The following is a 25,782-nucleotide window of genomic DNA, read 5'->3' on the forward strand; positions in this document are numbered from 1 at the left end:
CGATCCTGCGGGTCAGCCCCGCTGACGATGGAGGAGCGCGCTGGTGTCCTCGACGACCTGGCCGAGCTCGAGGTGTTCCGCACCCTGCTCGAGCCGACGGGCATCAAGGGCATCGTCGTCGACTGCCCCGACTGCGACGAGGAGCACCACGTCGACTGGGCGCTGATGCAGGCCAACCTCCGCCAGCTGCTCGACGAGGGGCAGACCGGCCGGCACGAGCCGCCGTTCGACCCGAACCCCGACGACTACGTCAGCTGGGACTACGCCAGCGGCTATGCCGACGGCGTGGCGGCGACCGCCGAGCAGGAGGAGCCCAGCGGCCGGCACAACGCCGGCAAGCACGCCCGCGAGGAGTAGCACAACCCGCTCACCGATATGCGGTGACCGTCGTGTGCTGCGGCTCGCGGCACCCTCGGCTGGGATCGACACCCCGGCCGCAGCGAGGATGTCAATGCGCTTTCGCGACCGGCGCAACAATTCGGCAGTCAGCGCAATCGACCATTCACCGGCGCTTTTCCTGGCCATTCGCACCAGACTCCGGGTGACAGCTCACCCTCGAGTCGTGGAGGTCCGGCCCCATGAGAACTGCCCTGTCGATGCGCGAGAACACCCGTCTGCTGGGCGAGAGCGGCTCCCAGGGGACGCTGACTGACTCGATCTACGAGCGGTTGCTCAGGGAACGGATCATCTTCCTGCGCAGCGAGGTCGACGACGTGGTCGCCAACCAGCTCGCCGCGCAGATGCTGCTGCTCTCGGCCGACGACCCCCGCCGCGACATCCATCTCTACATCAACTCGCCGGGCGGCTCGGTCAGCGCCGGAATGGCGGTCTACGACACGATGCAGTTCATCGACTGCGACGTCGCGACGTACGGAATGGGCATGGCCGCCTCGATGGGCCAGTTCCTGCTCACCTGCGGCACCCCCGGCAAGCGCTTCGCGCTGCCCCACACGCGGATCATGATGCACCAGCCGTCAGCGGGCGTCGGAGGCACGCAGTCCGACATCGCGATCCAGGCCGAGCTCTTCGGCCGCCTCAAGCGCGAGCTCAACGAGCTGCAGGCGGCGCACTCCGGGCAGAGCGTGGCCCGGATCGAGCAGGACTCCGACCGCGACCGCTGGTTCACGCCCGACGAGGCCCGGGACTACGGTCTCGTCGACCACGTCGTCGCGAACGCCGCCGCACTGCCCGTCCGGGACGATCCGGGTGCGGGCGACTGACGCCGTCCGCACACGCCCGAGGGCGGCCACCCGGAACCGGGGACCGCCCTCGGGCATGCCGGGGTTCGTCAGGCCATGATGCCGCGGCGGAAGCCGATCGCGACCGCCTCGGCACGGTCCTTGGCGCTCAGCTTGCGGAACAGCCGGCGCGCGTGGGTCTTGATGGTGTCCTCGGAGAGGTAGAGCTCGCGGCCGATCTGGGCGTTGCTCTTGCCCTGGCTCATGCCGGTGAGCACCTGCATCTCCCGCATCGACAGGCTCGCCTGCGGCGCGGCCTCGCGGACGGTCGAGCGCACCGTGGTCGGTGCGGAGCCGTTCAGCGGCGCAGCACCGCTCCAGGCGGGCACACCGTTCGTGTGGCCGGAGCCCACCTGCTGCGGGATGCGCCCGCCGTCGGCGCGCAGACCGACCCGGGACAGGCCCAGGCCCATCTCGATCGGGCTGGCGTCCCACCGGAGGTAGCCGCGGGCACCGAAGGCGACGGCGGCACGGACGCTCTCGGCGTCGTCAGGAGCGCCGAGCACCAGCACCGGCAACCCCGGGTAGGCGCGCAGCGCCTGGGTCGCGGCGCTGAGCCCGGTGTCCACGGCTCGCTGGGTACCGACGATGAGGACGTCGGGCGACCGGGTGGCCAGCCGGGACATGAGGGAGGTGGCGTCGGCCACCACCTCGACCCGTCCCACGAAGGGCAGCGCCACCAGGCGCGAGGCGACGTCGTCCCGAACCCGCCGGCGCTCGTCGTACACCCAGACAGTGGCGCCGTTGACCGGCCCACGCATTCTGTCGTCGATCACGCCTTGCTCCTCGCTCCCCCGGACGGCTCGCGGCCGGGCCCGAACCGGCCGGGGAACACCCGGCCGGCGTCGCGCGGGTCGCGGTCCCCGTCCATGGGAGCCACCTCCTCTGCGCTGGTCGCGGCACGATCTCGGCGGGGATCTCCCTCCGGAACCGACGCGTCCAGAACCCACCTTGATCGACACGATCGGGCTACAACAGCGGCCATCACCCCGGGGGTGAGGGCCGTGACGCAGAACATCTGACGAAAAGTTGCGATCACGACGTGTTTGACCATGGGGGCCAAGGGCACCGGCCCCTTGCAGCCGGACAGCCCCCTCCGGCTCACCGAGCGCTGGAGGACACATGGCCGACATTCGCAGGCTCCCGACGCCGGTCGCGGAGGTCTGGGACTGGCAGCTCCACGGCGCATGCCGTGGCGAGAACACGTCCCTCTTCTTCCACCCGGACGGTGAACGCGGCCCCGCCCGGGCGAGGCGGCAGAACGCCGCGAAGGCAGTCTGCGGTCGGTGCCCCGTCCTCGAGTCCTGCCTCAAGCACGCACTGTCGGTCCGCGAGCCCTACGGGGTCTGGGGCGGCATGAGCGAGGAGGAGCGGGCCCGGCTGATCGCCGCGGAGCCCGCCGCCGTCGCCGCCGGGGTGTAGTTCCCCCGCACACACGCCGAAGAGGGCGGGTCCGGATTCCTCCGGGCCCGCCCTCTTCGTTCGTTCTCGCCGACGTCCTACCTCACCGTGGCGGGTCCTCCCTCACCGTCGACAGTGAGGGAGGACCCGGGATGACCAGGTCACCTGATCATCAGGCCCCGTCCGAGGCTCGCCGCGAGCGTGCGAGCGGTGAGGAGGACGGGGTCCTTCGTCAGTGCGAGTGGCCGTGCCCACCGTGCGAGTGCCCGTGGGTGTGGTGCCCGCCGCCGTGCTCGTGCTCCTCCTCGGGCTTCTCCACGACCGCCGAGTCCGTGGTCAGCACCATGGCCGCGATCGAGGCGGCGTTGCCGAGCGCGGCCTTGGTCACCTTCACCGGGTCGATGACACCCTGGGCGGCCAGGTCGCCGAACTCACCGGTCGCGGCGTTGAAGCCCTGACCGGCACCCAGCTGGCGCACCTTGCTGACGACGACCCGACCCTCGAAGCCGGCGTTCTCCGCGATGCGGGCCAGCGGGGCGTCCAGCGCCGAGCGCACGGCGCGGGCGCCGGTCAGCTCGTCACCGGCGAGGTCGAGCGCATCGATGGCCGCGGCGGTGTGCACCAGCGCCGAGCCGCCACCGGGGATGACCCCTCCTCGACGGCCGCGCGCGTGGCGGCGATGGCGTCCTCGATGCGGTGCTTGCGCTCCTTGAGCTCCACCTCGGTGGCCGCGCCGACCCGGATGACCCCGATGCCACCGGCGAGCTTGGCGAGGCGCTCCTGGAGCTTCTCGCGGTCCCAGTCGGAGTCGGTGGCGTCGATCTCGCGGCGGATCTGCGCCACGCGGTCGCCGATGGCCTCCGACGTGCCACCACCGTCGACGATGGTGGTCGTCTCCTTGTCCACGGTCACGCGCCGGGCGGTGCCGAGGACCTCGAGACCGACCGAGTCCAGGGACAGACCGACGTCCTCGCTGACGACCTGACCGCCGGTGACGACGGCGAGGTCGGTCATGAACGCCTTGCGGCGGTCCCCGAAGAACGGCGACTTGACCGCCACGACCTTGATCGTCTTGCGGATGGAGTTGACGACGAGCGTGGACAGCGCCTCGCCCTCGACGTCCTCGGCGACGATCAGCAGCGGCTGCCCCCGCGCGAGAGCACCTTCTCCAGCAGCGGCAGCAGGTCGGCGAGCGCGCCGACCTTCCCGCTCACCAGCAGCACGAGGGCGTCCTCGAGGACGGCCTCCATCGACTCCTGGTCGGTGACGAAGTACGGCGACAGGTAGCCCTTGTCGAACTGGACGCCCTCGGTGACGTCCAGGTCGGTGGACATGGTGTTGCTCTCCTCGACGGTGATCACACCGTCCTTGCCGACCCGCTCCATCGCCTCGCCGATGAGCTCGCCGACCTCGGGGTCCTGCGCCGAGATCGTGGCGACACCGGCGATGGCCTTGCGGTCGTCGACCGGGATGGCGACCTTGTCCAGCTCGGCGTGCACCGCGTCGACCGCCGCGCGCATGCCGCGGCCCAGGGCCATCGGGTTGGCGCCTGCCGCGACGTTGCGCATGCCCTCGTGCACCAGCGCCTGGGCGAGCACGGTGGCGGTGGTGGTGCCGTCTCCGGCGACGTCGTTGGTCTTGGTGGCGACGTTCTTGGCCAGCTGGGCGCCGAGATTCTCGTACGGGTCGTCGAGATCGATCTCCCGGGCGATGGTCACGCCGTCGTTGGTGATCGTCGGGGCGCCGAACTTCTTGTCGATGACGACGTTGCGGCCGCGGGGGCCGAGCGTCACCTTGACCGCGTCGGCGAGCTTGTCGACGCCGCGTTCGAGGGCACGCCGGGCGTCCTCGTTGAACTTGATGATCTTGGCCATGTGGGGACCTCTCGATCAGGGCATGAAGGAAAGACGACCGCCCCGGGACCCGAGATCGGGTCGCCCGGGGCGGTCGGAGGGTGCGGTGGTGCTAGCGGGGAGAGGTCACTTCTCCACGACGGCGAGCAGGTCGCGAGCGGAGAGCACGAGGTACTCCTCGCCGCTGTACTTGACCTCGGTGCCGCCGTACTTCGAGTAGATGACCACGTCGCCCACGTTCACGTCGAGCGGGACGCGGTTGCCGTTGTCGTCGATGCGGCCGGGGCCGACGGCGACGACGGTGCCCTCCTGGGGCTTCTCCTTGGCGGTGTCCGGGATGACCAGACCGGAGGCGGTGGTGGTCTCGGCCTCGTTGGCCTGGACCACGACCCGGTCCTCCAGCGGCTTGATGCTGACCTTGGTAGCGGTCGTCACGTCGTGACGCCCCCTTCGGTGTCGGACGGCTGGTGGCTATGACGTTGTGGTGCGGTACTGCGGTAGTGCTGAACTGCTGATGCTGTGGCACGGGATCCGGGCACCCGCCGTCGCGGGGTCGGGCGCCAGCCCGTGTCGGTTGGCACTCTACCCATGAGAGTGCCAGCCGCTCAACCGGGTCCCCGGGGTGGGTGACGACGGGGCCGACCTGCCCGTAGGCCACGCTGTGCGGGTGGACCACGAGCCGCAGGAACAGGCCGCCGAGACGGTGCGCCAGTTGCGGGCCCTGGCCACGCCGGGCGGCGCCGCCGCACTGTCCCGGGCGGCGACGTTGCTGGCCGGCGGTGCCGATGCGGTGTCCGCGCTGAGCCGGTTGCGCGCCGAGGTCGGGACGGACCTCGCCGGACCGGCATGGGGCATCGCGCGCCAGCGGCAGAAGGCGCGGCCGACGTTCGGCGCCGACGCCGACCGGCTGCTGTTCACCGGGGACACCCTCGAGCAGGCCGGCCGCCCGGTCCTCGCCGACCGCCGCGCCGCCCGCCTGCTGGCCGAGGGCGCAGAGGCGGTGGCCGACCTGGGGTGCGCGGCGGGGACCGACACGCTCGCCCTGGCCCGAGCGGGCGCGCGCGTGGTCGCCGTGGACCGCGATCCCGTGGCGCGGGAGCTGACCCGGCTGAACGCGGCTGCGCTGGGCCTGTCCGGGGTGGAGGTGCTCGACGCCGACGTCGTGGACCTCGTGGCGTCCGCCGGGCACGGCGCGGTGGCCGGGTGCGACGCGGCGGTGCTCGACCCCGCGCGCCGTGCCGGCGGTCGGCGGCAGCTGGACCCCGACCGGTGGTCGCCGCCGTGGTCGACGGTCACCGGGCTGCTGGACCGCGTGCCGGTGGGTGTGGTCAAGGTGGCTCCCGGCCTCGACCACGACCGCGTCCCGGCCGGCGTGGAGGCCGAGTGGGTGTCCGTGGGCGGCTCCATCGTCGAGGCGCTCCTGTGGGGCCGCGGCGTGTCGACCACCTGGCGGCGGGCGACCCTCCTGCGCGACGGCCGCTTCTCGGAGGTGACGGCGGACGGCGACCCCGGCCCGGCCCCCGTCGGCGCCGTCCGCGGCTGGCTGCACGAGCCCGACCCGGCGCTCATCCGCTCGGGGCTGATGTCGCTGGTGGCCGGCGACCTGGGCGCGACCCTGATCGACCCGACCATCGCCTACCTGAGCTCCGACGGCCCCTCGACGTCGACCTGGGTGAGCTCCTACCGCGTCACCGAGGTGCTGCCGTTCAACCTCAAGAAGCTGAAGGCGCACCTGCGGACCCGCGGCGTCGGCCGCGTCGTGGTCAAGAAGCGCGGCTCCCCATCGAGCCGGAGGCCCTCGCCCGGCAGCTGAGGGGCCCCGGGAGCGACTCGGCCGTCGTCGTGGTCACCCGGGTGGCCGGAGCCCCCACGGTGCTGGTCTGCGAGCCTTCCTCCGTGCCAACCCCCACCGATGAGTCGACGCCCTCCCCCGGGCGGCACTGAGCAGGAGCACGGACCGCCTGGCGGCTCAGCGCCGGACGACCTCGATCGGCAGCGAGCTGTCCGCGCCCAGGTCCGGCGCGGAGGGGCGACGCCGGACGCCACCAGCCGGGAGCCGAGGGCCGCCACCATGGCGCCGTTGTCGGTGCACAGCCGTGGGCTAGGCACCCGGAGCACGATCCCGGCCGCCGCGCACCGCTCCTCGGCCAGCGCCCGCAACCGCGAGTTGGCGGCCACCCCGCCGCCGAGCACGAGGTGGTCGACACCGTGGTCGCGGCAGGCCCGCACCGCCTTGGCGGTGAGCACGTCCGCGACCGCCTCCTGGAAGGACGCCGCCACATCGGCCACCGGCACGTCCTCCCCGCCCGCTGCCGCGCCTCGATCCAGCGCGCCACCGCCGTCTTCAGCCCGGAGAAGGAGAAGTCGTAGGGCGCATCCCGGGGGCCGGTGAGACCGCGCGGGAAGCCGATGGCCGTCGCGTCACCCTCGTGCGCCGCCCGGTCGATGGGCGGTCCGCCCGGGAACGGCAGGCCCAGCACGCGGGCCACCTTGTCGAAGGCCTCCCCGGCCGCGTCGTCGACCGTCCGGCCCAGCGACCGAACCTCCTGCGACAGGTCGGGGACGAGCAGCAGCGAGCTGTGCCCGCCCGAGACGAGCAGGGCGATCGACGGCTCGGCCAGCGGGCCGTGCTGCAGCTCGTCGACGGCGACGTGCGCGGCCAGGTGGTTGACGCCGTACAGCGGCTTGCCCAGAGCCAGGGCGTAGGCCTTGGCCGCCGCGACCCCGACCAGCAGCGCCCCGGTCAGGCCCGGACCCGACGTCACCGCGATCGCGTCGACGTCGTCGATCGTCGCGCCGGCGTCCGCCAGGGCGCGGTGCACGGTCGGGACCATCGCCTCCAGGTGCGCCCGGGAGGCGATCTCCGGCACGACCCCACCGAACCGCTCGTGCTCTGCCATCGAGGTGGCCAGCGCGTCGGCGAGCAGGGTGTGCCCGCGGACCAGCCCGATCCCGGTCTCGTCGCAGGAGGTCTCGAACCCCAGGACCAGCGGCTCCTCGCCCACCCGCTCAGCCACGTCCGCCTCCGGCCCGGCTCAGCGCCCGTACCCGCTTGCGCCGCATGACGACGGCATCGGCCCCGCTGGACTGGTAGTACCCCCGCCGTCGGCCGATCTCGACGAACCCCCGGCGCCGGTACAGGTGCTGGGCCGTCTCGTTGTCCGCCCGCACCTCCAGCAGCACCACCGGGCTGCGCCGGTCGGCCTCGGCGAGGAGCTCGTCGAGCAGCAGCGAACCGATGCCCTCCCCTGCAGCGCCGTCGTGACCCCGAGCGTGGCCACGTGCGCCTCGTCGTCGTAGGCGATCAGCCCGCCGTAGCCCACCATCACCGGCGGGCCCTCGACCGGCTCGTCCTCGTCGCCGCCCACGTCGAACTCCGCCACCACGTAGTGCCGGGTGTCGCCGCGGGACAGCTCGTCGCGGTACATGGCCTCGGTCCAGGTGTCCGGGGCGAAGAGCTCCTCCTCCAGGCGCATGACGGCGGGCAGGTCGGCGAGCGTCATGGGCCGCAGCGTGACGGTCATGACTGGCTCACGGCCTTGATCGCCGTCGGCGGCGTGGCGTCCGGCCGGCGCAGGTAGAGCGGCAGCAGCGGCGGGCGGGCGGGCGAGGACAGGGCCGACGGGTCGGCCAGCTGCGGCCCGGCCGCGCGCAGCAGCCCCGCCGTCGTCACCTCGTCGGCGACGACGTCGGCACCGAGCCGCGCGGCGAACGCCGGGTCGCCGACGAACCGCCCGGAGCGGCCCAGCTCCTCGGGGCGCACCACGCCAGGACCCTCGATCCGGGCGTCGTCGGCGTCGTACGCGGCCCAGTAGATCTCCTTGCGGCGGGCGTCGGTGACGACCGTCCGCTCCCCGAGCCGATGGCGTCCAGCGAGCAGACGCCGACCACCGGGAGGCCGCGTGCATCGGCCAGCGCGGCCGCGGTCACCACCCCGACGCGCAGGCCGGTGAACGGGCCGGGGCCCAGACCGGTGACGACGGCGTCCAGGTGGCCCGTCGTGAGGCCCGCGTCGTCGAGGACGCCCTGGATGGCCGGCGTCAGCAGCTCGGCGTGCCGGTTGCCCGACGGCACCGCCCGCTCGGCCAGTACCTGGACGTCGCCGTCCCGAGACCAGCGCGCGAGCCCGGCGACGAGCGTCGGGGTCGCGGTGTCGAGGGCGAGGACGAGCACGGTCGTCGAGGGTAGTGCGACCGGAGCGCGCCCTCGCACCGCGGCCTTTCCCCGCTGTCCCGCTCGCCGCTACGGTTCCGCACCGTGACTGCCGGGTCGGCCTCGAGCCACGAGCGGAACAGGGTCCCGGCCCAGGAGTGAGCCGCCGGCGGCCGAGAGCGCCGCCGCCTCCCGGATCGGATCGCATTCCCGCCCCCGGGGGCACCCCGACCCGGAGTACTCCCATGCCCAGCCCTGTCGCACTGCACCACCAGATCGTCACGGTCTCCGACCGCGGATGCCGCCGTCGCCTGGTTCGTCGAGCTCCTGGAGCTGCGCGAGCCGTGGGACGACGGCTTCTTCCGCTGCGTCCAGCTCGACGACTCCCTCGTGCTCGACGTCGCCGCGGCGCCACCGGACCTGACGCCCCAGCACTACGCGTTCCTCGTCACCGAGGAGCACGTCGACCGGATCAAGGACCGCTGCGACGCCGACGGGACCCGCTACACCGACGTCCCGCCGACGTCGGCTCCGCCGGGACCGGTGCCGGCCGGCTGGTGAGGCGTCAGCGGGGATCCAGCCGTCCCGTCCACCCGGGGCCGTGCGGGACGAGCAGCGCCGTCCGGACGTCGTCGTCGCGCCGGTCGAGCCGGATCTCCAGGTGCTCGTCGGCGAGCCGCTCGACCAGCCCCTGGCCCCACTCGACGACCGTGACGGACTCCTCGGTCGACGCGTCGAGGTCCAGGTCGTCGACGTCGGCGACGCCACCCAGGCGGTAGGCATCCACGTGCACCAGCGGCACCCGGCCGCCCCGGTGCACCCGGGAGATGACGAAGGTCGGTGACGTGACGGGCTCCCCGACGCCGAGCCCGGCACCGATCCCCTGCGTCAGCGCCGTCTTCCCGGCACCCAGCGGCCCCACCAGGACGACGAGGTCGCCGGGCACCAGCAGGCCGGCGAGGGCCCGCCCGAGGGCGTGGGTGTCCTCCGGTGCCGGCAGCACGTGCTCGCGCCTCATGCCAGGGTCCCGGCGACGGCCGTGAGGTCGGCGAGCAGCCCCGCGCGCGGGGCACCGTTCGGGCCGAACCGGATCGCCGCGGACGGGTGGTAGGTCGCCCACACGGCCCGGCCGTCGACGTCGTGCGGCCGCGCGCGCACCTGGGCGAGCACCGTCCGCGGGCCGAGGAACCACTTCGCGGACGACAACCCGAGGGCGACGACGACCGGCGGGTCGAGCAGCTCGAGCTGGCGGCGCAGCCAGCCGCTGCAGCGCGCCACCTCGGGAGCCTTCGGCGTGCGGTTGCCCGGGGGCCGGCACTTCACGATGTTGAGGACGGCGGCCTCGTCCCTCGACAGGCCCGCCTCGCCGAGGAGCTGGTCCAGCAGCGCCCCGGACTTCCCGACGAAGGGCCGGCCGGTCTCGTCCTCCGTCGCGCCCGGCGCCTCACCCACCAGCGCGAACCTGGGGCGGCCACCGACCGGGACGTCCCCGACGACCACGTGCTGCCGGGTCGCGGCGAGCTCCGGGCAGGCGACGCAGGGCCGGTTCACCTCGGCGAGCGCGGTCCAGTCGGGGGCCGCCGCGGCGACGCGGGCCACCTCGGCTGCCGTCGCGTCGAGGCGGGGCGGTCGGGAGGCGGCCACCCGGGCACCCTAACGAGCGGGGAACGGAGGGCTTCCGACGCCCGCCTGCGCATGGGACCGTCGACGCCACGGCCACTGGGGTGAAGGGCAGGCGGTCATGACGGCAACCGGCGGTCCTCCGCGGCTGGATCTCTACGACATCGCGTTCCTCACCGGCGGGCCGCGCCGGGTCGTCGACACGGCGCTGGTGGCCCTGGTCGAGTCCGGCCGGGTCCGGGTGCACGCGCCCGGGCAGCTCGCCGTCGTGCAGCCGGGCCGCCGGCACCCGGTGGAGGCGGCCCTGATGGACGCGATCGGCACGCACGGGCACCGCTCGGTCGACACCATCCACTGGCGGCTGGTCGGGGACGAGCGCCTGCTGGACTCGGGACGGTCGCTGACCGCCGCGGGTCTGCTCCGCCGCCGCGTCCCGCTCGCCGGACGGGGACGAGGACAGCGGCTGTCGATGACGAGGGCAGGGCGCCGGGCGCTGCGCGAAGTCCGGCAGGCACCGTCGAGCCACGCCCTGTGCGCCGGCACCGCGCTCGTGGTGGCCCTGGACGGGCGGGCGGTGATGCCGGACCCCGCCCTCCGCGCGGCGATCTTCGAACCGCCCGTGCCGCCCCTCCCGCGGAGCTCGGGGGTCGGCTGGCGACTGCGGCGCGCGGAGCTGCGCGACCCCGAGCTCGCGATCCACCGCACGCAGCAGACGGCCCTGGGCGGTGCCGCCGCCATGGGGTTCCTCGAGGGCGGCGCGGGCGACGGCGGGGGCTTCTGAGCCGTCGCTCAGCGACCGGCGGACACGCCGGCACCCACCCGGCGCAGCAGAGCGGCGATGGCCTCGGTCACCGCGCCCGGCTGCTCCAGCAGCACCATGTGCCCGGCGTCCGGGACGACGACGTACTCGGCCAGGCCGTCGCCGTCCCGCCCGAGTCGCTCCAGGAGCAGCTCGCTGTGCGCCATCGGGATCATCGCGTCCTTGTCGCCGGTGAGCACCAGCGTCGGCACGTCCCGCAGCGCGTCCAGCGAGCCGGTCTCGTCCAGGCCGGCCAGGGCCGGGTAGAACTCCGCGATCACGTCCACCGGAGTCCCGGCGATCATCGAGTCGACGTAGCGCACGAGCGCCGGGTCGACGTCCTTCGAGGCGAAGGACAGCCACCGGGTGGCCGCGGAGACCACGTCGGCGGCCACCCGCCGGGTGCGCTCGGCGATGGCAGGCCGTCGGCGCATGGTCCAGGCGGCGATGGGCAGCACGGTCGCCCGCACGCGGGTGAGCAGCTCCGGCAGGCCGAAGCTCAGGTCCGCCAGCTGCCCGCTCGACGTCGAGATCAGCGCTGCCGCGACGACCTTCGGGCCGAACAGCTCCGGCCGCAGCGCGGCCAGGCCCATGATCGTCATACCGCCCATCGAGTGGCCGACCAGCACGACCGGCCCGCGGGGCACGCGTGCGTCGAGCACGGCGGCCAGGTCGCGGGCCAGCTGCTCGATGGTCGACTGCTCGGGCGCCCCCGGCCGGAGGCCCCGTGGCCACGCTGGTCGTAGAACACCAGCCGCGCGTCCGGACGGTGCCCGTTCGCGGTGGCGAGTTCCTCGGCCAGCGTGCGCCGCTGGAAGGTCCAGGACGCCATCGAGAGCGTGTAGCCGTGCACGAACACCACGGTCAGCGGCGCGTCCCGGGGCCCGATCTCCTCGACGGCCAGCAGCACGCCGTCGTCGGCCAGCACGAGCGCGGTCCGGTCGGCGGGCCGCGAGTCCGCGCCGAGCGGGTCGTCCTCGCGCAGGCGGGCGGCCGACCGCTCGGCGGAGTCCGCGGCCGGCCCGAGCTGGGCGCGCACCCGCCGTCCGGCGATGCGGGTGACGGCGACGCCGACCGCCGTCCCTGCGGCCGCCAGGCCCACGACGGCCCCGACGACGCCGGCGGTGCGCCCGCTGGAGTGCTTGGACGGGTGCTGGCGGGCCATCACACCGCCCCGGCGGAGCCGACGTACCGGCGGGTGAACCGGCCACTGATCCGGGTGACCAGCTCGTAGTGGATGGTGTCGAGCGCGTCGGCCCACTGCTGCGCCGTCGGCTCGCCGCGGTCGCCGGGCCCCCAGAGGACGACCTCGTCGCCGGCCGCGATCGCGTCGTCCCCCACGTCCAGGACGAACTGGTCCATGCAGACCCGCCCGGCGATGGTGCGCTGGGCGCCGGCGGCGAGGACGGGCGCGGAGTTGCCCGCGGCCCGCGGGACGCCGTCGGCGTACCCCACCGGGACCAGGGCCAGCGTCGTCTCCCTCGCGTGAGGTAGGTGTGGCCGTAGGAGACGCCGACGCCGGCCGCCACCCGCTTGGTCAGCATCACGCTCGCCCGCACGGTCATGGCCGGTCGCAGGCCGTGCGCTCGCGGGTCGGACCCGCACAGCGGGTCCAGTCCGTACAGCGCGATGCCGGGGCGGACCATGTCGTACCAGGTCTCGGGCAGCGCGACCGTGGCCGCCGAGTTGGCCAGGTGCAGCCGGGCGCCGGTGAGGCCCGCGGCCCGCGCCACCGCCACCGCCTCCTCGAACACCCGCACCTGCGCACCGATCGTGGGGTGGGTGGGGGCGTCGGCGTAGGCCATGTGGCTCCACAGACCGACCACGTCCACGTGCCCGTCGGCCTGGGCGCGGGACGCGGCCTCGACGAGCGCCGGCCAGTCCGCCATGGTGGCGCCCTCCCGGGAGAGCCCGGTGTCGACGAACAGGTGCAGCGCGGCGGTGCGGCCGGTGGCCTGCGCGGCGGCGACGACCTCGTCCAGCCCCCAGCGGGCGTTCGCCGACACCTGGACGTCCAGCTCGAGCGCCGGGGCGAAGTCGGTACCCGGGTTGTGCAGCCAGGAGAGGACGGGAGCGGTCACGCCTGCCGCGCGCAGGGCGAGCGCCTCCTCGAGGACCGTCACGCCGAGATGGTCGGCGCCTCCCGCGAGGACGGCGCGGGCAGCCGGCACCAGGCCGTGGCCGTAGCCGTCGGCCTTGACCACCGCCATCAGCGGCCGGCCGACGCGCTCGCGCAGCACGGCGGTGTTGGCAGCGATCGCGTCCAGGTCGACGACGACCTCGGCGCGGGCGGCTGGATCGGTCACGCCCCCGAGTCTCCCAGGACGACCGGCGCGGATCCGTGCACCCGGCCGACCGCCTCGGGCAGCCGGCGGACCAGGTCCCCCGCGAGCAGCGGCCCGCGCCGCGCGGCCAGTTGCCCCGCACGCCCGTGCAGGTGGGCGGCGACGGCACCGGCCTCGACGGCGGACGCCCCGGTGGCCAGCACGGCACCGGCGATACCCGAGAGCACGTCACCGGTCCCGGCGGTGGCCAGCCACGGCGTTCCTGTGCCGTTCACGAACGCGGCTCCGTCGGCGCCGGCCACCACCGTGGCTTCGCCCTTCAGCAGCACCGCGCAGCCGAGCCCGGCGGCCAGGCGCCGGGCCGCGGCGACCCGATCGCCGCCGACCTCGCTCCCGAACCGGGCGAACTCGCGGTCGTGCGGGGTGAGCAGCGTGCCGGCCCGCCGGTCGCGGACCAGCGCCGGTTGCTCGGCCACCATCGTCAGGGCATCGGCGTCGACGACCACCGGCAGCTCGGTCGACAGCACCTCGGCCAGCACCGACCGGGCGGCGTCGTCCATGCCGATGCCCGGACCCACCACCCAGGCCTGCACGCGGCCGGCGTCCGCGGGGCGGCCGTCGGTGACGATGGCCTCCGGCCACGCCGCGCGGACACCCTCGGCGGCGGTGCCCGCGTAGCGGACCAGGCCCGGGCGGGTGCGGAGCGCGGCCCCGGTGCAGAGGACGCCGGCCCCGGGATACGTGGCCGAGCCGGCGACGACGCCGACGACGCCCTGCGAGTACTTGTCGTCCGTCGTCCCTGGCGGCTGCAGCCGCGCGGCGACGTCGGCGTCGGTGAGCTGGTGGGCCGTGGCCGCCGGGAGGTCCAGACCGATGTCGACCAGGTGCACCTGACCCGCGTACGCCCGGCCCTCACCCACCACCAGCCCGACCTTCACCGCGCCGAAGGTCACCGTGTGCATCGCGGGGAAGGCCGCGCCGTCCACCGCGCCGGTGGACGCGTCCACGCCGCTGGGGACGTCGACGGCGACCGTGATGCCCGCGCCCCGCGCCGCCAGACCAGCCAGTCCGGCCGCCCCCGGGCGAAGACCACCGGAGCCGCCGATGCCGAGCATGCCGTCGAGCACCAGGTCGGCGCGGGCCAGGACCTGCTCCGCGTCGGCCGCGCCGACCGGGTGCACCCGGCCACCCGCCCGGCGCAGGGCGGCCAGGCCGGGACCGTGGACCCGGCCGACGTCGAGGAGGACGGCGCTGACCCGCGCCCCCGCGCGGCGAGACGCGCACCGGCGAACAGCGCGTCACCGCCGTTGTTGCCGGTGCCGACGAGCAGCACGACCCGCCGCCCGTAGACGCTCCCCAGCAACCGGAGGCACACCGTCGCCAGGCCGGTGGCGGCGCGCTGCATCAGCGTGCCGGGCGACGTGGCGGCGAGCAGCGGTTCCTCGGCGGCCCTGACCTCGTCGACCGTGTGCAGCCCGATCACGAGCCCTCCCCGGGGAAAGCCTTCGGCGACGACGACCGCGGAGGCGATGCCGCCGTCGTGGCTCAGGGAGACGTGCCAGGACGAGACGCCCAGCTGCGCCGCCCGACCGGCCACCGAACCGCGGACCTCCAGGTGGGGCCGGCCGTGTTCGCCGACGGTCACCTCGGCGTCGTGCCACAACAGGTCACCCGGCGCACCGAGGGCCTTCGCCAGCGCCTCCTTGGCCGCGAACCGGGCCGCGAGCGACTCACCGGTGCGAGGGTTCCCGGACGGCGTCAGCTGCTCGGCCGCCGTGAACAACCGGTCGCGCAGCCCGGGTGTGCGGGTCAGCGACTCCGCGAAGCGCTCGACCGGGACGACGTCGATCCCCACCCCGATGATCACCGGGTCAGTCTCTCGCGCGGCCGTCCGGACCGCCGTCCGGGCCCGCATGGCGCCGTCCTACCGCGCCCGAGCGCCGTCCTACCGCGCCCGAGCGCCGTCCTACCTCGCGGTAGCGGGTCCTCCCTCACCGTCGACCGCGAGGGATGACCCCTGATGACCAGGTTCCCTGATCATCAGGGGGTCACTCGACGGTGACGGACTTGGCCAGGTTGCGGGGCTGGTCGACGTCGTAGCCGCGGGTGTCGGCGATCTCGCAGGCCAGCACCTGCAGCGGCACCGTGGTGACGACGGGGGCCATGAGGGTCGGCGTCCGGGGCACGCGGATGAGGTGGTCGGCGTAGGGCAGGACCGCCTCGTCGCCCTCCTCGGCGATCACGATGGTGCGCGCGCCGCGGGCCCGGACCTCCTGGATGTTGGAGACGACCTTGCCGTGCACCGATTCCCGGCTGCGCGGCGACGGGACGATCACGACGACCGGGGTGCCCTCGTCGACGACGGCGATGGGGCCGTGCTTGAGCTCACCGGCGGCGAATCCCTCGGCGTGGATGTAGGCCAGTTCCTTGAGCTTGAGCGCGCCCTCGAGCGCGACCGGGAACCCGACGTGCCGGCCGAGGAAGAGGATCGTGCCCGCGTCGGCGAGCGAGCGGCCCAGCGCCCGCACCTCGTCCATCCCGGTGAGCACCTGGGCCACCGCTTCGGGCAGCCGGCGCAGGTCCTCGACGATCGCCGCGACCTCGTCCTCGTACTTGATCCCGCGCACCTGGGCCAGGAAGAGGCCCACCAGGTAGCAGGCGACGATCTGGCTGAGGAACGCCTTGGTGGAGGCGACGGCGATCTCGGGCCCCGCGTGCGTGTAGAGCACGGCGTCGGACTCGCGCGGGATGGTGGAGCCGTTGGCGTTGCAGATGGCGAGCACGCGGGCCCGCTGGTCCTTGGCGTGGCGCAGCGCCATCAGCGTGTCCATCGTCTCGCCGGACTGGCTGATGACGATGACGAGCGTGGAGCGGTCCAGCACCGGGTCGCGGTAGCGGAACTCGCTGGCCACCTCGACCTCGACGGGGATGCGGGTCCAGTGCTCGATGGCGTACTTGGCGATCAGGCCTGCGTGGTAGGAGGTGCCGCACGAGACGACGAAGATCTTGTCGATATCGCGCAGCTCCTGGTCCGACAGCCGGACCTCGTCCAGCACCAGCTCACCGCTCTCGCCGAGCCGACCGAGGAGGGTGTCGGCGATCGCCTGCGGCTGCTCGGCGATCTCCTTGAGCATGAACCAGTCGTAGCCGCCCTTCTCGGCGGCGGCGGCGTCCCAGTCGACCGCGTACGCCTTCGGCTCGGCCACCGCGCCGAAGAAGTCCGTGACCGTCACCCCGCGGGTGCGGTGGATCTCGACGACCTGGTCCTGCCCCAGTTCGAGGGCGTTGCGGGTGTGGCCGATGAAGGCCGCGACGTCGGAGCCGAGGAAGTACTCCCGTCACCGACACCCACCACCAGCGGGCTGCTGCGCCGCGAGGCCACGAGGGTGTCGGGCTCGGTGACGGACGACGCCACGAGGGTGAACGCGCCCTCGAGCCGGCGGCTGACCGCGCGCATGGCCTCGGCCAGTCGGCCCTCACCCTCCGGCGTGGCGGCGTAGGTGGCCGCGAGGAGGTGCGCGGCGACCTCGGTGTCGGTCTCCGACTCGAACTCGATGCCGGTGTCCTCGAGCTCACCGCGCAGCACGGCGAAGTTCTCGATGATGCCGTTGTGGACCACCGCGACGGACCCGTCGGCCGACAGCTGCGGGTGCGCGTTGCGGTCGGTGGGGCCGCCGTGCGTCGCCCACCGCGTGTGCCCGATGCCCACGGTGGCGGCCGGCAACGGCCGGTCGGCCAGCACCTTCTCGAGGTTGGCCAGCTTGCCGGCCTTCTTCGCCGCGGTCAGCTCGCCGTCGGCGACGACCGCGATGCCTGCGGAGTCGTAACCCCGGTACTCCAGCCGCCGTAGACCTTCCAGGACGACGTCCCGGGCGTCCTGCGGACCGACGTATCCCACGATGCCGCACATTGGCGACAGAGTACCGGCGCGGGCACGGTCGACCGCACGACCGCACGAACTCCCACCCCCGGGGGCGGGCACCGGGCGGCTCAGCGGACGGCGGCGACGACCTCCGCGAGCCGGTGCGCGGCCCGGTCCGCCTGCTCCTGCGTCGGCGCCTCGACCATGACGCGCACGAGCTGCTCGGTGCCCGACGGGCGCAGCAGCACCCGGCCGGTGTCCCCGAGCTCCTCCTCCACGGAGTTGACGGCCTCGGCCACCGAGTCGCTCTCCGCCACCGCGAGACGATCGGTCACCGGCACGTTCACCAGGATCTGGGGCAGCCGCTGCACCACGGAGGCGAGCTCCGCCAGCGACGCGCCGGTCGCCCGCATGCGCGACAGCAGGGCCAGCCCGGTCAGCAGGCCGTCGCCGGTCGTCGCGTGGTCCAGGAAGACGAGGTGGCCGCTCTGCTCGCCGCCCAGGCTCAGGCCACCGGCACGCAGGGCCTCGAGGACGTAGCGGTCCCCGACCGCGGTGGTCTGCACCGCGATGCCGGCGTCGCGCATGGTGTGGTGGAAACCGAGGTTGCTCATCACCGTCGCGACGACCGTGTCGCCGGTGAGCCTGCCGCGCTCGTGCAGGGCGAGTGCGCAGACCGCCAGGATCGCGTCGCCGTCGACGACGTCGCCGGCAGCGGTCACCGCGAGGCACCGGTCGGCGTCGCCGTCGTGGGCGATGCCGAGGTCCGCGCCCTGGGCCCGGACCGCCTCGATCAGGGGCTCGAGATGCGTGGAGCCGATGCCGTCGTTGATGTTCCAGCCGTCGGGCTGGTCGCCGATCGCGTGGACCGTGGCCCCGGCCCGGCGGTAGACGTCGGGGGCCACGGCAGCGGCGGCTCCGTGGGCGCAGTCGACCACCACGCGGAGGCCGTCCAGCGGCTGGTCCACGGTGGACAGGACGTGGCGGGCATACCGATCGGCGGCGTCGGGCAGAGACCGGACCCGGCCGATCGCCGCACCGGTCGGCCGGACGCCGTCGGAGGCACCGCTCACGACGGTGCGCTCGATCGCTGCCTCGACCGCGTCGGGCAGCTTGTGCCCGCCGCGGCTGAACAGCTTGATGCCGTTGTCGGGCATCGGGTTGTGGCTCGCGGAGATCATGACGCCGAGGTCGGCGCCGGTCTCCGCCGTCAGGTGCGCCAGCGCCGGCGTGGGCAGCACGCCGGCCAGCAGCACCTCGGCGCCGGCACTGCTCAGCCCGGCCGCCACCGCGGCCTCGAGCATCTCCCCGCTCGCGCGGGGTCGCGCCCGACGACCGCGACGGGGCGCGAGGCCCCGTCGCGGTCGGCGAGCACCCGGCGGCAGCGCGTGCCACCGAGAGGGACAGCTCCGGCGTGAGCTCGGCGTTGGCCAGACCCCGGACGCCGTCGGTCCCGAACAGCCTGCCCCCATGAGCGGCGCAGCCGTGCGGATCAGCGCTTGGAGTACTGGGGCGCCTTGCGCGCCTTCTTCAGTCCGTACTTCTTGCGCTCGATCACGCGGGGTCGCGCGTGAGGAAGCCGGCCTTCTTGAGCGCCGGACGGTCGTCGGGCTCGACCTCGATGAGGGCCCGGGCGATGGCCAGGCGCAGCGCGCCGGCCTGACCCGAGACGCCGCCACCGTGCAGCAGGCCGACGACGTCGTACTGCTCGTTCTTCTCCAGGATCACGAACGGCTCACGGATGAGCTGCTGGTGGACCTTGTTCGGGAAGTACTCCTCGATGGTCCGGCCGTTGAGCGTGAACTGGCCGGTGCCGGGGAGGAGACGCACCCGGACGATGGCCTCCTTGCGGCGGCCGACGGTCTGGATGGGACGGCCGTCGGCGTCGGTCACGGTCGCGGCGTGGGTCACTGGGCCACCTGCTTGATCTCGAAGGGCTGGGGCTGCTGCGCAGCGTGGGGGTGCTCGGGGCCGGCGTACACCTTGAGCTTGGACAGCATCTGCCGCCCGAGGGTGTTGTGCGGGAGCATGCCCTTGATCGCGCGCTCGATGACGCGGTCGGGGTGCGTGCGCAGCTGGTCGCCGACGTTGATGGTCTTGAGGCCGCCCGGGTGACCGGAGTGCCGGTAGGCGACCTTGTCCTCGCGCTTGGAGCCGGTGAGGGCCACCTTCCCGGCGTTGATGATGACGACGAAGTCGCCGACATCGAGGTGCGGGGCGTACTGCGGCTTGTGCTTGCCGCGCAGGATCTGCGCGGTCTGGCTGGCGAGTCGACCGAGCACCACGTCGGTGGCGTCGATGACATGCCAGGCCCGGGCGATCTCGCCGGGCTTGGGTGAGTACGTGCGCACGGCGCTCGTGTCCTCCGTCGTCGTCGGGAAGGCTGGTGGGATCGCCTCACCGAGCACGGGAGACGTTGCGACACGCGGGCACCAGCCGGCTTGCGCGCGCCAACCGGGCACGATACCAGCCTGCGCGTCTGCCCCTTCCGGCGCAGTCGACCGGCCAGGCCATCGCGCGCGGGCCGTCGACCGGGGAAGGTCACCTGCGTGATCCCTCGCGCGGTACGCCCCCGCCCACGGGCTCCGGCTCTACGGGTGCCTCGACCTCTGACCGCTGAAGCTGGTGACCGGGCGGGGCGAGTTCAGCCGACCTCGCGCAGGCGTCCTGTCTCGACGTCGTAGACCGTTCCGCGGACCTCGCGGGAGAGCAGGTACGGACTCTCCCGGATCAGCCGGATGGACTCCCGGACGTCGTCGTCAACGTCGGTGAAGGCGCGCGCCGCCACGGCGGGCGACGGCCGGTCGCCTGCTCCACGACATCGGCGAAGGAGACGTCGTCGGTGGACTGGAGCCCGCACTCGGTGTGGTGCACGAGGAGGATCTCGCGCGTGCCCAGCAGGTGCTGGGAGATCGTCAGCGAGCGCATGACGTCCTCGGTGATGACGCCACCGGCGTTGCGGATGACGTGCGCGTCGCCGACCTCGAGGCCCAGCACGCCGAACAGCGGGATGCGGGAGTCCATGCAGGCCACGATCGCGACCTCGCGGGCCGGGCGCACGGGCTTGCTGCCGGGGAAGCGGGCCGCCCACTGCTCGTTCGCGGTCAGCATCCGGTCGATCTCCGACACCCTGCACCTCCGTCTGGGCCCACCCTGCGGTCTCGCAGCCGGGACCCTATCCGGAGCACGTCCTGAGCCCGTGCCCGAGTGATCGGACAGGATGGACCCGTGCGCACGGTCGAGGAACACCAGTCAGTGGTCGCCGCCCTGCTGCCCCTGTTGCCGGAGGAGGAGGTCGGCCTCGCCGCGGCGCACGGCAGGGTGCTCGCCCGCGACGTCGCCGCCGCGGTCGCGCTGCCGGGCTTCGACAACTCTGCGATGGACGGCTACGCCGCGCGCTGGGCGGAGGTGTCAGGGACGCCCGTGACGCTGCCGGTCGCCGAGGACATCCCGGCCGGCCGGACCGACGTCGTCCCGCTGGCGCCCGGCACCGTGCAGCGGATCATGACCGGGGCCCCGCTGCCGGCGGGCGCTGACGTCGTCGTCCCCGTGGAGCTCACCGACGGGGGCACCGACGTCGTCGAGATCCGCGACTGCCCCGCCGCCGGCACGCACCTGCGCGCGGCCGGGGAGGACATCGCCGAGGGAGCGGTGGCCCTGCAGGCCGGCAGCCCGCTGGGTGCCGCCCAGCTGGGCCTCGCCGCGGCCGTCGGGGTCACCACCCTGCCCGTGCGCCGGCGGCCCCGGGTGCTCGTCCTGTCGACGGGCAGCGAGCTCGTCGCCCCCGGGCAGGCGCTGCTACCGGGGCAAATCTACGAGTCCAACTCCCAGGTGCTGGTCGCCGCGGTCGAGGACGCGGGTGGCGTGGCCCGGCGACTGCACTTCGTCCCCGACGACGTCGAGCAGTTCCTCGCCACCGTCCGGGCCGAGGTGGCGGGCGCCGACCTGCTGATCACCAGCGGCGGGGTGAGCGCCGGCGCCTACGAGGTGGTCAAGGACGCCTTCCGCGAGCTCGGCACCGTGGAGTTCGTGAAGGTGCCGATGCAGCCGGGCGGCCCGCAGGGCGCCGGGACGGTGGACGGCGTCCCGGTGGTGACGCTGCCCGGCAACCCGGTCAGCGCGTTCGTCTCCTTCGAGGTGTTCGTCCGCCCGGCCCTGCGGCGGGCCATGGGCTACACCCACCCCGACCGCCTCCACGTCCCGGCGCGGCTGACCGGTCCGCTGCGCTCCCCGCCGGCCGTCGTCAGTTCCTGCGCGGCCGGTTCGACGGCGGAGAGGTGTCGCAGGTCGGCGGGCCCGGCTCCCACCTCGTGGCGCACCTCGCCCGCGCCAACTGCCTGGTCGTCGTCCCCCAGGACGTCACCGAACTGCCTGCCGGCGCCGAGGTCGACGTCGTGCTGATCGAAGGAGCGCTCCAGTGAGGCGACAGCGAGTGAGCATCGCAGCGAGGCCGGCGCCGACAGGGAGTGAGCATCGCAGCGACGAACGAGCGAGGAGCGGAGCGACCGCGGAGGCGCCGCCGGGCATGGACCGAGGAGCGGAGCGAGCGCGGAGCCGAACAGGAGGAGCATCATGACCCAGCAATCCGACGGCGGGGCGCGGCTCACGCACGTGGACGAGACCGGCGCCGCCCGGATGGTGGACGTCAGCGCGAAGGCGGTCACCGCGCGGGAGGCGACCGCGGCCGGACGGGTGCTGGTCAGCGCGGAGGTCGTCGACCTGCTGCGCGGGCGGGGCGTCCCGAAGGGCGACGCGGTCGCCGTCGCCCGCATCGCGGGCATCGCGGGGGCCAAGCGGACGCCGGACCTGGTTCCGCTGTGCCATCCGATCGCGCTGCACGGCGTCACCGTCGACATCGAGGTCACCGACGACGGCGTCGACATCACGGCCACGGCCCGCACCGCCGACCGCACGGGGGTCGAGATGGAGGCGCTGACCTCCGTGGCCGTCGCCGGCCTCACGATGATCGACATGGTGAAGGCGGTCGACCCCCGGGCCTGCATCGCCGATGTCCGGCTGCTGCACAAGTCCGGCGGGAAGAGCGGGGAGTGGACGCGGTGACCGCCCAGCTGCCCCCGACGCCCGCGCGATGGTGCTCACGGCCTCCAACCGCGCCTACGCCGGCGTCTACGAGGACCGCAGCGGGAAGGCGCTGGCCGAGGGTTTGGAACGGCTCGGCTTCGACGTCGAGGGACCACACGTCCGGCCGGACGACGCCGCCGAGCTCGAGGCGGTGCTGCGGGCGGCGGTCGACGCGAGCTTCGACGTCGTCCTCACCACCGGCGGCACCGGCCTCTCCCCCACCGACGTCACGCCGGAGGCGACGCGGGCGATGCTGGAGCGCGAGGCGCCCGGCATCGCCGAGGCGGTGCGCCGGTACGGGGCGGGCAACGGCGTCCCGACGGCGGTGCTCTCCCGCGGCCTGGCCGGGACCGCCGGGCGCACGCTGATCGTCAACCTGCCGGGCTCGACCGGCGGGGTGAAGGACGGGCTCGCCGTCCTGGGGCCCCTGCTCCCGCACGTGGTCAGCCAGCTCCGCGGCGGCGACCACCCGCCCGCCTGACCTGGCACGTCACTGCCGTCGGGATCATCCTGGGCGCGTGATCGGACGCCTCGGAAGACGGTGCTCGACTGCCCCGACCCGCAGGCGCTCGGGGCCTTCTACGCCGAGGTGCTCGGCATGCGGGTCACCGAGGACGACGACGACTGGGTGGTCATCGGCCGCGAGCCGGGATTGCGGGAGCTGGCCTTCCAGCGCGATCCGGACTACACGCCACCGAGCTGGCCCGACCCGGACCGCCCCCAGCACGAGCACCTCGACATCCGGGTCGACGACGTCGAGGCGGCCCAGGACGCCGTGCTCCGCCTCGGGGCCCGATTGCTGCGTGGCGAGCAGGGCACGGGCTTCCGTGTGTACGCCGACCCCGCCGGCCACCCGTTCTGCCTCGTCTACTGAGGACCCACCTACTCGGGCAGGACGATCCGCTCGGTGTGGGTGTAGACGTTGCAGCCGTCGCCGCGCAGGAACCCGACCAGCGTGATGCCCACCTCGCGGGCCAGCTCGACCGCGAGCGACGACGGCGCGGACACCGCTGCCAGCACCGGGATGCCGGCCATGGCGGCCTTCTGGGTCAGCTCGAAGCTGGCCCGGCCGCTCACCATCAGCACGTGCCCGGCCAGCGGCAGCCGGCCCGCCCGGACGCCGTCACCGACGACCTTGTCGACGGCGTTGTGCCGGCCGACGTCCTCCCTCAGCGCGCCGAGCTCGCCAGCCGCGGTGAACAGGCCCGCGGCGTGCAGCCCGCCGGTCTTCTCGAACACCTGCTGCTCGGCGCGCAGCCGGTCCGGCAGGGCCAGGAGCACCTCGAGCGGTACCCGCCCCGCGTCCGCGGCGACGTCGTAGGAGGTCTTCGTTCGGATCGCGTCGATGCTGGCCTTGCCGCAGACCCCGCACGAGCTGGAGGTGTAGAAGTTCCGCTCCAGGCCGGTGTCGGGGATGGGCACGCCGGGGGCGAGGTCGACGTCCACGACGTTGTAGGTGTTGCGGCCCTCGGCGTCCACGGAGTCGCAGTAGCGCAGGCCCGCCACGTCGTCGGGTCCGCTGATGACGCCCTCGGTGGCGAGGAACCCGTGCACGAGGTCGAAGTCATCGCCCGGCGTGCGCATCGTGACCGCCAGCGGCGTGCCGACCAGCCGGATCTCCAGCGGCTCCTCGGCGGCCACGGTGTCGGGCCGGGTGCTGTGCTGCGCTCCGCGGATGCGCAGCACCGGCGTCCGGCTGGTGACTCGTCCCACGAGAGGACGGTACCCATGTTCCGCTCTACGGTGACGCGGTGGACCCGACGCCCGCTGTCACGGCCGTGGTCCTCGCCGGTGGCCGGGCCGCCCGGCTCGGCGGTCAGGCGAAGCCGCAGCTGATCGTCGGCGGCCGCCCGATCCTGGCGAGCGTGCTCGTCGCCGTCGCCGACGCCGAACGGCGCATCGTGGTGGGGCCCCTCAACCCGTACCGCCCGACGTGCTGCTCGTCCGCGAGCAGCCGCCCGGCGGTGGCCCGGTCGCGGCCGTGCAGGCCGGCCTGGCCGAGGTCGACACGGACGTGGTGGTCGTCCTGGCCGGGGACCTGCCCTTCCTGACGGCCGAGCTGGTGCGCGGCCTGCGGGAGCGCCTCACCGGCGACGGCGTCCTGGTCGTCGACGACACCGGGCGCGACCAGTACCTGCTGGGTGCCTGGCGGACGACGGCGCTGCGGGATGCGACGGCGCGCGTCCAGGGTCCGACGTCGCTGCGCCGGGTGCTGGGGACGATCTCGGTCCGCCGGTGGCGGCCCGACGTCCGCCCCGGGGATCCGCCGCCGTGGCTGGACTGCGACACCCCGGCCGACCTCGCGCGGGCGCGGGCCATCGCCGACGGCCACCTGACGCCGGGATCGCCACCGGAACCCGCCCCGCCGCGCCCCGGGGTCCAGGAACCGCCCAGCCTCCTCCCACGCTTCCAGGCTCCCCACGAGCCCGGTTGAGCGGTTAGGTTCCGGCGGACCGCCAGAGGAGGACGTGATGCACAGCCGCCGAGGTGCCGCCGTGCTGTCGGCAGGGCTGCTCCTGGCCGCCTGCTCACAGGAGGTGCACGGCGTGGCCAGCCCAGGGACGACCCCCACCCCGCCGTCGTCGAGCTCGCCCGTGCCGTCGCCGCCGTCCGACCCGCAACCCGGCGAGCCGGCCCCCGACGCCGCCGACAGGTCCGGCCCCGCCACGCCCGGAGGAGGCGACGACACCCCTGCCGGTTCGCGGGTCACCGGCTTCTCCGTCCGGAGCGACGACTCCTCGGCGCAGGTGGTGGTGAACCTCAGTGGGAGCGGCGTGCCCGAGTGGTCCGTCGCGTACTCCGAGGCGACCGGCCCGGACGGGAGCCCGGTCGACGTCGCGGGCGATGCCTTTCTGCGCGTGCGCGTCCGCAGCAACGCGTCGACCGAGGGCAGGGGTCGTCCCGGTCCTCGATCTCCGTCGGACCGGTGGCCGAGGCCCGGGCCACCGGCACGGGAGATGGCTACGAGGAGGTGCTCATCGGGGTGCGCGGGGGCGAGCGCCCGTTCACCGTCGAGGCGCTGACCGATCCGGGCCGGATCGTCGTCGCCATCGAGGGCTGAGCCGAGCCGACCGTGTGCCGGGGAGTCCCATCGGGGTAGGGCGATCGACATGCGCATCGTCCTCGCCGGCGCCCACGGGCAGATCGCCCGCCGCCTCGGCCGTCTCCTGTCCGCCCGCGGCGACACCGTCGTCGGCATCGTCCGCAACCCCGACCACGAGCACGACGTGCGCGCCGACGGGATGGAGCCCACGGTCCTCGACCTCGAGTCGGCGACGGTCCACGAGGTCGCGGCCGTCGTCACCGGAGCGGACGCCGTGGTGTTCGCCGCCGGGGCAGGCCCGGGCAGCGGTGCGGCCCGCAAGGACACCGTCGACCGCGGCGCCGCCGTGCTGCTGGCCGACGCAGCCGAGCAGGCGGGCGTCGCGCGGTACCTGCTCGTCTCCTCGATGGGGTCGACTCCGTCGCCGACGGCGCCCGGCCCGAAGGT

Annotated in this window: 28 protein-coding genes and 10 pseudogenes; 15 read left to right on the forward strand and 23 right to left on the reverse strand. The window is 74.1% G+C overall.

Features of this window, described 5'->3' with window-relative positions:
- Nucleotides 1–27 precede the first annotated feature (27 nt).
- Nucleotides 28–357: a DUF5319 family protein gene (locus tag U6N30_RS24830; protein ID WP_324274388.1), complete on the forward strand. Its 330-nt coding sequence runs from the start codon at nucleotides 28–30 to the stop codon at nucleotides 355–357.
- A 221-nt stretch (nucleotides 358–578) separates the two neighbouring features.
- Nucleotides 579–1,220 (forward strand): ATP-dependent Clp protease proteolytic subunit, encoded by a 642-nt coding sequence (locus U6N30_RS24835; RefSeq protein WP_479690542.1) that lies wholly within the window; start codon nucleotides 579–581, stop codon nucleotides 1,218–1,220.
- Nucleotides 1,221–1,288: 68 nt separating this feature from the next.
- On the opposite strand, the gene U6N30_RS24840 is transcribed toward U6N30_RS24835, so the two are convergent.
- A complete protein-coding gene (locus tag U6N30_RS24840; protein ID WP_479690543.1) occupies nucleotides 1,289–2,014 on the reverse strand; it encodes a response regulator transcription factor in 726 nt (241 codons plus the stop codon).
- 346 nt (nucleotides 2,015–2,360) lie between these two features.
- Here U6N30_RS24840 and U6N30_RS24845 point away from each other — a divergent pair, with 346 nt between their 5' ends.
- The gene (locus U6N30_RS24845; RefSeq protein WP_324274389.1) at nucleotides 2,361–2,660 is read left to right on the forward strand and encodes a WhiB family transcriptional regulator; all 300 of its coding nucleotides are present in this window, start codon (nucleotides 2,361–2,363) and stop codon (nucleotides 2,658–2,660) included.
- Nucleotides 2,661–2,871: 211 nt separating this feature from the next.
- Here U6N30_RS24845 and groEL (U6N30_RS35735) read toward each other — a convergent pair.
- The 3 genes and pseudogenes from groEL (U6N30_RS35735) to groES all read right to left on the reverse strand — a co-directional run bounded on the left by groEL (U6N30_RS35735) (nucleotide 2,872) and on the right by groES (nucleotide 4,927).
- A pseudogene (gene groEL, locus U6N30_RS35735) lies at nucleotides 2,872–3,779 on the reverse strand (chaperonin GroEL).
- A complete protein-coding gene (groEL, locus tag U6N30_RS35740; RefSeq protein ID WP_479690544.1) occupies nucleotides 3,773–4,513 on the reverse strand; it encodes a chaperonin GroEL in 741 nt (246 codons plus the stop codon). The pseudogene groEL (U6N30_RS35735) and the gene groEL (U6N30_RS35740) overlap by 7 nt, the downstream one beginning before the upstream one ends.
- A gap of 105 nt (nucleotides 4,514–4,618) precedes the next feature.
- Nucleotides 4,619–4,927 (reverse strand): co-chaperone GroES, encoded by a 309-nt coding sequence (gene groES / locus U6N30_RS24855; protein ID WP_092194970.1) that lies wholly within the window; start codon nucleotides 4,925–4,927, stop codon nucleotides 4,619–4,621.
- A 187-nt stretch (nucleotides 4,928–5,114) separates the two neighbouring features.
- Between groES and U6N30_RS24860 the strand changes: the two genes are divergently transcribed.
- The gene (locus U6N30_RS24860; RefSeq protein WP_324274390.1) at nucleotides 5,115–6,305 is read left to right on the forward strand and encodes a class I SAM-dependent methyltransferase; all 1,191 of its coding nucleotides are present in this window, start codon (nucleotides 5,115–5,117) and stop codon (nucleotides 6,303–6,305) included.
- Between the two features lie 311 nt (nucleotides 6,306–6,616).
- Here the strand turns inward: U6N30_RS24860 and U6N30_RS24865 are convergent.
- The 5 genes and pseudogenes from U6N30_RS24865 to tsaB all read right to left on the reverse strand — a co-directional run.
- Nucleotides 6,617–6,787, reverse strand: a pseudogene (locus U6N30_RS24865) (Kae1-like domain-containing protein); the annotation flags it as partial.
- 65 nt (nucleotides 6,788–6,852) lie between these two features.
- Nucleotides 6,853–7,509, reverse strand: a pseudogene (locus U6N30_RS24870) (tRNA (adenosine(37)-N6)-threonylcarbamoyltransferase complex transferase subunit TsaD); the annotation flags it as partial.
- Nucleotides 7,502–7,933 carry a GNAT family N-acetyltransferase gene (locus tag U6N30_RS24875; protein ID WP_324278452.1) on the reverse strand — a complete coding sequence of 144 codons (432 nt, stop codon included), beginning with the start codon at nucleotides 7,931–7,933 and terminating at the stop codon, nucleotides 7,502–7,504. The gene U6N30_RS24875 and the pseudogene U6N30_RS24870, both read right to left, overlap by 8 nt.
- A 79-nt stretch (nucleotides 7,934–8,012) precedes the next feature.
- Complete coding sequence (locus tag U6N30_RS24880; protein ID WP_324274391.1) at nucleotides 8,013–8,165, reverse strand: hypothetical protein; 153 nt, start codon at nucleotides 8,163–8,165, stop codon at nucleotides 8,013–8,015.
- Nucleotides 8,162–8,665 carry a tRNA (adenosine(37)-N6)-threonylcarbamoyltransferase complex dimerization subunit type 1 TsaB gene (tsaB, locus tag U6N30_RS24885; protein ID WP_324274392.1) on the reverse strand — a complete coding sequence of 168 codons (504 nt, stop codon included), beginning with the start codon at nucleotides 8,663–8,665 and terminating at the stop codon, nucleotides 8,162–8,164. Before tsaB ends, U6N30_RS24880 begins: the two co-directional genes overlap by 4 nt.
- Nucleotides 8,666–9,034: 369 nt before the next feature.
- On the opposite strand from tsaB, the gene U6N30_RS24890 reads away from it, so the two are divergent.
- On the forward strand, nucleotides 9,035–9,205 hold the full coding sequence (locus U6N30_RS24890) for a VOC family protein (protein WP_324274393.1): 171 nt from the start codon (nucleotides 9,035–9,037) through the stop codon (nucleotides 9,203–9,205).
- A gap of 4 nt (nucleotides 9,206–9,209) precedes the next feature.
- On the opposite strand, the gene tsaE is transcribed toward U6N30_RS24890, so the two are convergent.
- Both tsaE and U6N30_RS24900 read right to left on the reverse strand, forming a co-directional pair.
- A complete protein-coding gene (tsaE, locus tag U6N30_RS24895) occupies nucleotides 9,210–9,662 on the reverse strand; it encodes a tRNA (adenosine(37)-N6)-threonylcarbamoyltransferase complex ATPase subunit type 1 TsaE (RefSeq protein WP_324274394.1) in 453 nt (150 codons plus the stop codon).
- Entirely contained in the window at nucleotides 9,659–10,288 is a 630-nt protein-coding gene (locus U6N30_RS24900) for a uracil-DNA glycosylase (protein ID WP_324274395.1), read from the reverse strand. The genes tsaE and U6N30_RS24900 overlap by 4 nt, the downstream gene beginning before the upstream one ends.
- A 97-nt stretch (nucleotides 10,289–10,385) precedes the next feature.
- Between U6N30_RS24900 and U6N30_RS24905 the strand changes: the two genes are divergently transcribed.
- The gene (locus U6N30_RS24905; protein WP_324274396.1) at nucleotides 10,386–11,045 is read left to right on the forward strand and encodes a TIGR04222 domain-containing membrane protein; all 660 of its coding nucleotides are present in this window, start codon (nucleotides 10,386–10,388) and stop codon (nucleotides 11,043–11,045) included.
- An 8-nt stretch (nucleotides 11,046–11,053) separates the two neighbouring features.
- Here U6N30_RS24905 and U6N30_RS24910 read toward each other — a convergent pair whose 3' ends face one another.
- The 11 genes and pseudogenes from U6N30_RS24910 to U6N30_RS24960 all read right to left on the reverse strand — a co-directional run bounded on the left by U6N30_RS24910 (nucleotide 11,054) and on the right by U6N30_RS24960 (nucleotide 20,321).
- On the reverse strand, nucleotides 11,054–12,274 hold the full coding sequence (locus U6N30_RS24910; RefSeq protein WP_324278453.1) for an alpha/beta fold hydrolase: 1,221 nt from the start codon (nucleotides 12,272–12,274) through the stop codon (nucleotides 11,054–11,056).
- Nucleotides 12,228–12,518: an alanine racemase C-terminal domain-containing protein gene (locus U6N30_RS24915; RefSeq protein ID WP_324278454.1), complete on the reverse strand. Its 291-nt coding sequence runs from the start codon at nucleotides 12,516–12,518 to the stop codon at nucleotides 12,228–12,230. Before U6N30_RS24915 ends, U6N30_RS24910 begins: the two co-directional genes overlap by 47 nt.
- 86 nt (nucleotides 12,519–12,604) lie before the next feature.
- Nucleotides 12,605–13,369, reverse strand: a pseudogene (locus U6N30_RS24920) (alanine racemase); the annotation flags it as partial.
- Nucleotides 13,366–14,529, reverse strand: coding sequence for an NAD(P)H-hydrate dehydratase (locus U6N30_RS24925; protein ID WP_324274397.1), 1,164 nt, complete (start codon nucleotides 14,527–14,529; stop codon nucleotides 13,366–13,368). The gene U6N30_RS24925 and the pseudogene U6N30_RS24920, both read right to left, overlap by 4 nt.
- A 140-nt stretch (nucleotides 14,530–14,669) precedes the next feature.
- Nucleotides 14,670–15,263: pseudogene (locus tag U6N30_RS35745) on the reverse strand (holo-ACP synthase); the annotation flags it as partial.
- Nucleotides 15,264–15,396: 133 nt separating this feature from the next.
- Nucleotides 15,397–16,650: a glutamine--fructose-6-phosphate transaminase (isomerizing) gene (gene glmS / locus U6N30_RS24935; protein WP_324278455.1), complete on the reverse strand. Its 1,254-nt coding sequence runs from the start codon at nucleotides 16,648–16,650 to the stop codon at nucleotides 15,397–15,399.
- Entirely contained in the window at nucleotides 16,578–17,246 is a 669-nt protein-coding gene (locus U6N30_RS24940; RefSeq protein WP_324274398.1) for a glutamine--fructose-6-phosphate aminotransferase, read from the reverse strand. Before U6N30_RS24940 ends, glmS begins: the two co-directional genes overlap by 73 nt.
- 92 nt (nucleotides 17,247–17,338) lie before the next feature.
- Nucleotides 17,339–18,514, reverse strand: coding sequence for a phosphoglucosamine mutase (gene glmM / locus U6N30_RS24945; protein ID WP_324274399.1), 1,176 nt, complete (start codon nucleotides 18,512–18,514; stop codon nucleotides 17,339–17,341).
- Nucleotides 18,515–18,702: 188 nt separating this feature from the next.
- Nucleotides 18,703–19,121 (reverse strand): annotated as a pseudogene (gene rpsI / locus U6N30_RS24950) (30S ribosomal protein S9).
- Nucleotides 19,118–19,618, reverse strand: coding sequence for a 50S ribosomal protein L13 (rplM, locus tag U6N30_RS24955; RefSeq protein ID WP_479690545.1), 501 nt, complete (start codon nucleotides 19,616–19,618; stop codon nucleotides 19,118–19,120). The pseudogene rpsI and the gene rplM overlap by 4 nt, the downstream one beginning before the upstream one ends.
- Before the next feature lie 322 nt (nucleotides 19,619–19,940).
- Nucleotides 19,941–20,321, reverse strand: coding sequence for a beta-class carbonic anhydrase (locus tag U6N30_RS24960; RefSeq protein WP_324274400.1), 381 nt, complete (start codon nucleotides 20,319–20,321; stop codon nucleotides 19,941–19,943).
- Between the two features lie 144 nt (nucleotides 20,322–20,465).
- Between U6N30_RS24960 and U6N30_RS24965 the strand changes: the two are divergent.
- The 5 genes and pseudogenes from U6N30_RS24965 to U6N30_RS24985 all read left to right on the forward strand — a co-directional run.
- Nucleotides 20,466–21,311, forward strand: a pseudogene (locus U6N30_RS24965) (molybdopterin molybdotransferase MoeA); the annotation flags it as partial.
- Between the two features lie 176 nt (nucleotides 21,312–21,487).
- The gene (locus U6N30_RS24970) at nucleotides 21,488–21,631 is read left to right on the forward strand and encodes a hypothetical protein (protein WP_324274401.1); all 144 of its coding nucleotides are present in this window, start codon (nucleotides 21,488–21,490) and stop codon (nucleotides 21,629–21,631) included.
- Between the two features lie 151 nt (nucleotides 21,632–21,782).
- A complete protein-coding gene (gene moaC, locus U6N30_RS24975; RefSeq protein ID WP_324274402.1) occupies nucleotides 21,783–22,271 on the forward strand; it encodes a cyclic pyranopterin monophosphate synthase MoaC in 489 nt (162 codons plus the stop codon).
- Between the two features lie 28 nt (nucleotides 22,272–22,299).
- Entirely contained in the window at nucleotides 22,300–22,773 is a 474-nt protein-coding gene (locus tag U6N30_RS24980; RefSeq protein WP_324274403.1) for a MogA/MoaB family molybdenum cofactor biosynthesis protein, read from the forward strand.
- Between the two features lie 60 nt (nucleotides 22,774–22,833).
- Entirely contained in the window at nucleotides 22,834–23,166 is a 333-nt protein-coding gene (locus U6N30_RS24985; protein ID WP_324274404.1) for a VOC family protein, read from the forward strand.
- Between the two features lie 8 nt (nucleotides 23,167–23,174).
- Here U6N30_RS24985 and fdhD read toward each other — a convergent pair whose 3' ends face one another.
- Nucleotides 23,175–24,005 (reverse strand): formate dehydrogenase accessory sulfurtransferase FdhD, encoded by an 831-nt coding sequence (fdhD, locus tag U6N30_RS24990; protein ID WP_324274405.1) that lies wholly within the window; start codon nucleotides 24,003–24,005, stop codon nucleotides 23,175–23,177.
- 65 nt (nucleotides 24,006–24,070) lie between these two features.
- Between fdhD and mobA the strand changes: the two are divergent.
- The 4 genes and pseudogenes from mobA to U6N30_RS25010 all read left to right on the forward strand — a co-directional run.
- Nucleotides 24,071–24,726, forward strand: a pseudogene (mobA, locus tag U6N30_RS25000) (molybdenum cofactor guanylyltransferase).
- A gap of 37 nt (nucleotides 24,727–24,763) precedes the next feature.
- A pseudogene (locus tag U6N30_RS34565) lies at nucleotides 24,764–25,183 on the forward strand (AMIN-like domain-containing (lipo)protein); the annotation flags it as partial.
- 35 nt (nucleotides 25,184–25,218) lie between these two features.
- A complete protein-coding gene (locus U6N30_RS25005; RefSeq protein WP_324274408.1) occupies nucleotides 25,219–25,353 on the forward strand; it encodes an AMIN-like domain-containing (lipo)protein in 135 nt (44 codons plus the stop codon).
- A gap of 49 nt (nucleotides 25,354–25,402) precedes the next feature.
- Nucleotides 25,403–25,759: pseudogene (locus U6N30_RS25010) on the forward strand (NAD(P)H-binding protein); the annotation flags it as partial.
- Between the last annotated feature and the right edge of the window lie 23 nt (nucleotides 25,760–25,782).

The sequence above is a fragment of the Blastococcus brunescens genome, from assembly GCF_035320885.1.
Lineage (GTDB): Bacteria > Actinomycetota > Actinomycetes > Mycobacteriales > Geodermatophilaceae > Blastococcus_B > Blastococcus_B brunescens.

Coding starts and splice junctions, on each gene's coding strand:
- U6N30_RS24830 (WP_324274388.1), top strand. CDS start 28: ATGGAGGAGCGCGCTGGTGTCCTCGACGACCTGGCCGAGCTCGAGGTG.
- U6N30_RS24835 (WP_479690542.1), top strand. CDS start 579: ATGAGAACTGCCCTGTCGATGCGCGAGAACACCCGTCTGCTGGGCGAG.
- U6N30_RS24845 (WP_324274389.1), top strand. CDS start 2,361: ATGGCCGACATTCGCAGGCTCCCGACGCCGGTCGCGGAGGTCTGGGAC.
- groEL (WP_479690544.1), bottom strand. CDS start 4,513: ATGGCCAAGATCATCAAGTTCAACGAGGACGCCCGGCGTGCCCTCGAA.
- tsaE (WP_324274394.1), bottom strand. CDS start 9,662: ATGAGGCGCGAGCACGTGCTGCCGGCACCGGAGGACACCCACGCCCTC.
- U6N30_RS24905 (WP_324274396.1), top strand. CDS start 10,386: ATGACGGCAACCGGCGGTCCTCCGCGGCTGGATCTCTACGACATCGCG.
- glmM (WP_324274399.1), bottom strand. CDS start 18,514: ATGCTCGAGGCCGCGGTGGCGGCCGGGCTGAGCAGTGCCGGCGCCGAG.
- U6N30_RS24960 (WP_324274400.1), bottom strand. CDS start 20,321: ATGCTGACCGCGAACGAGCAGTGGGCGGCCCGCTTCCCCGGCAGCAAG.
- moaC (WP_324274402.1), top strand. CDS start 21,783: ATGACCCAGCAATCCGACGGCGGGGCGCGGCTCACGCACGTGGACGAG.
- U6N30_RS24980 (WP_324274403.1), top strand. CDS start 22,300: ATGGTGCTCACGGCCTCCAACCGCGCCTACGCCGGCGTCTACGAGGAC.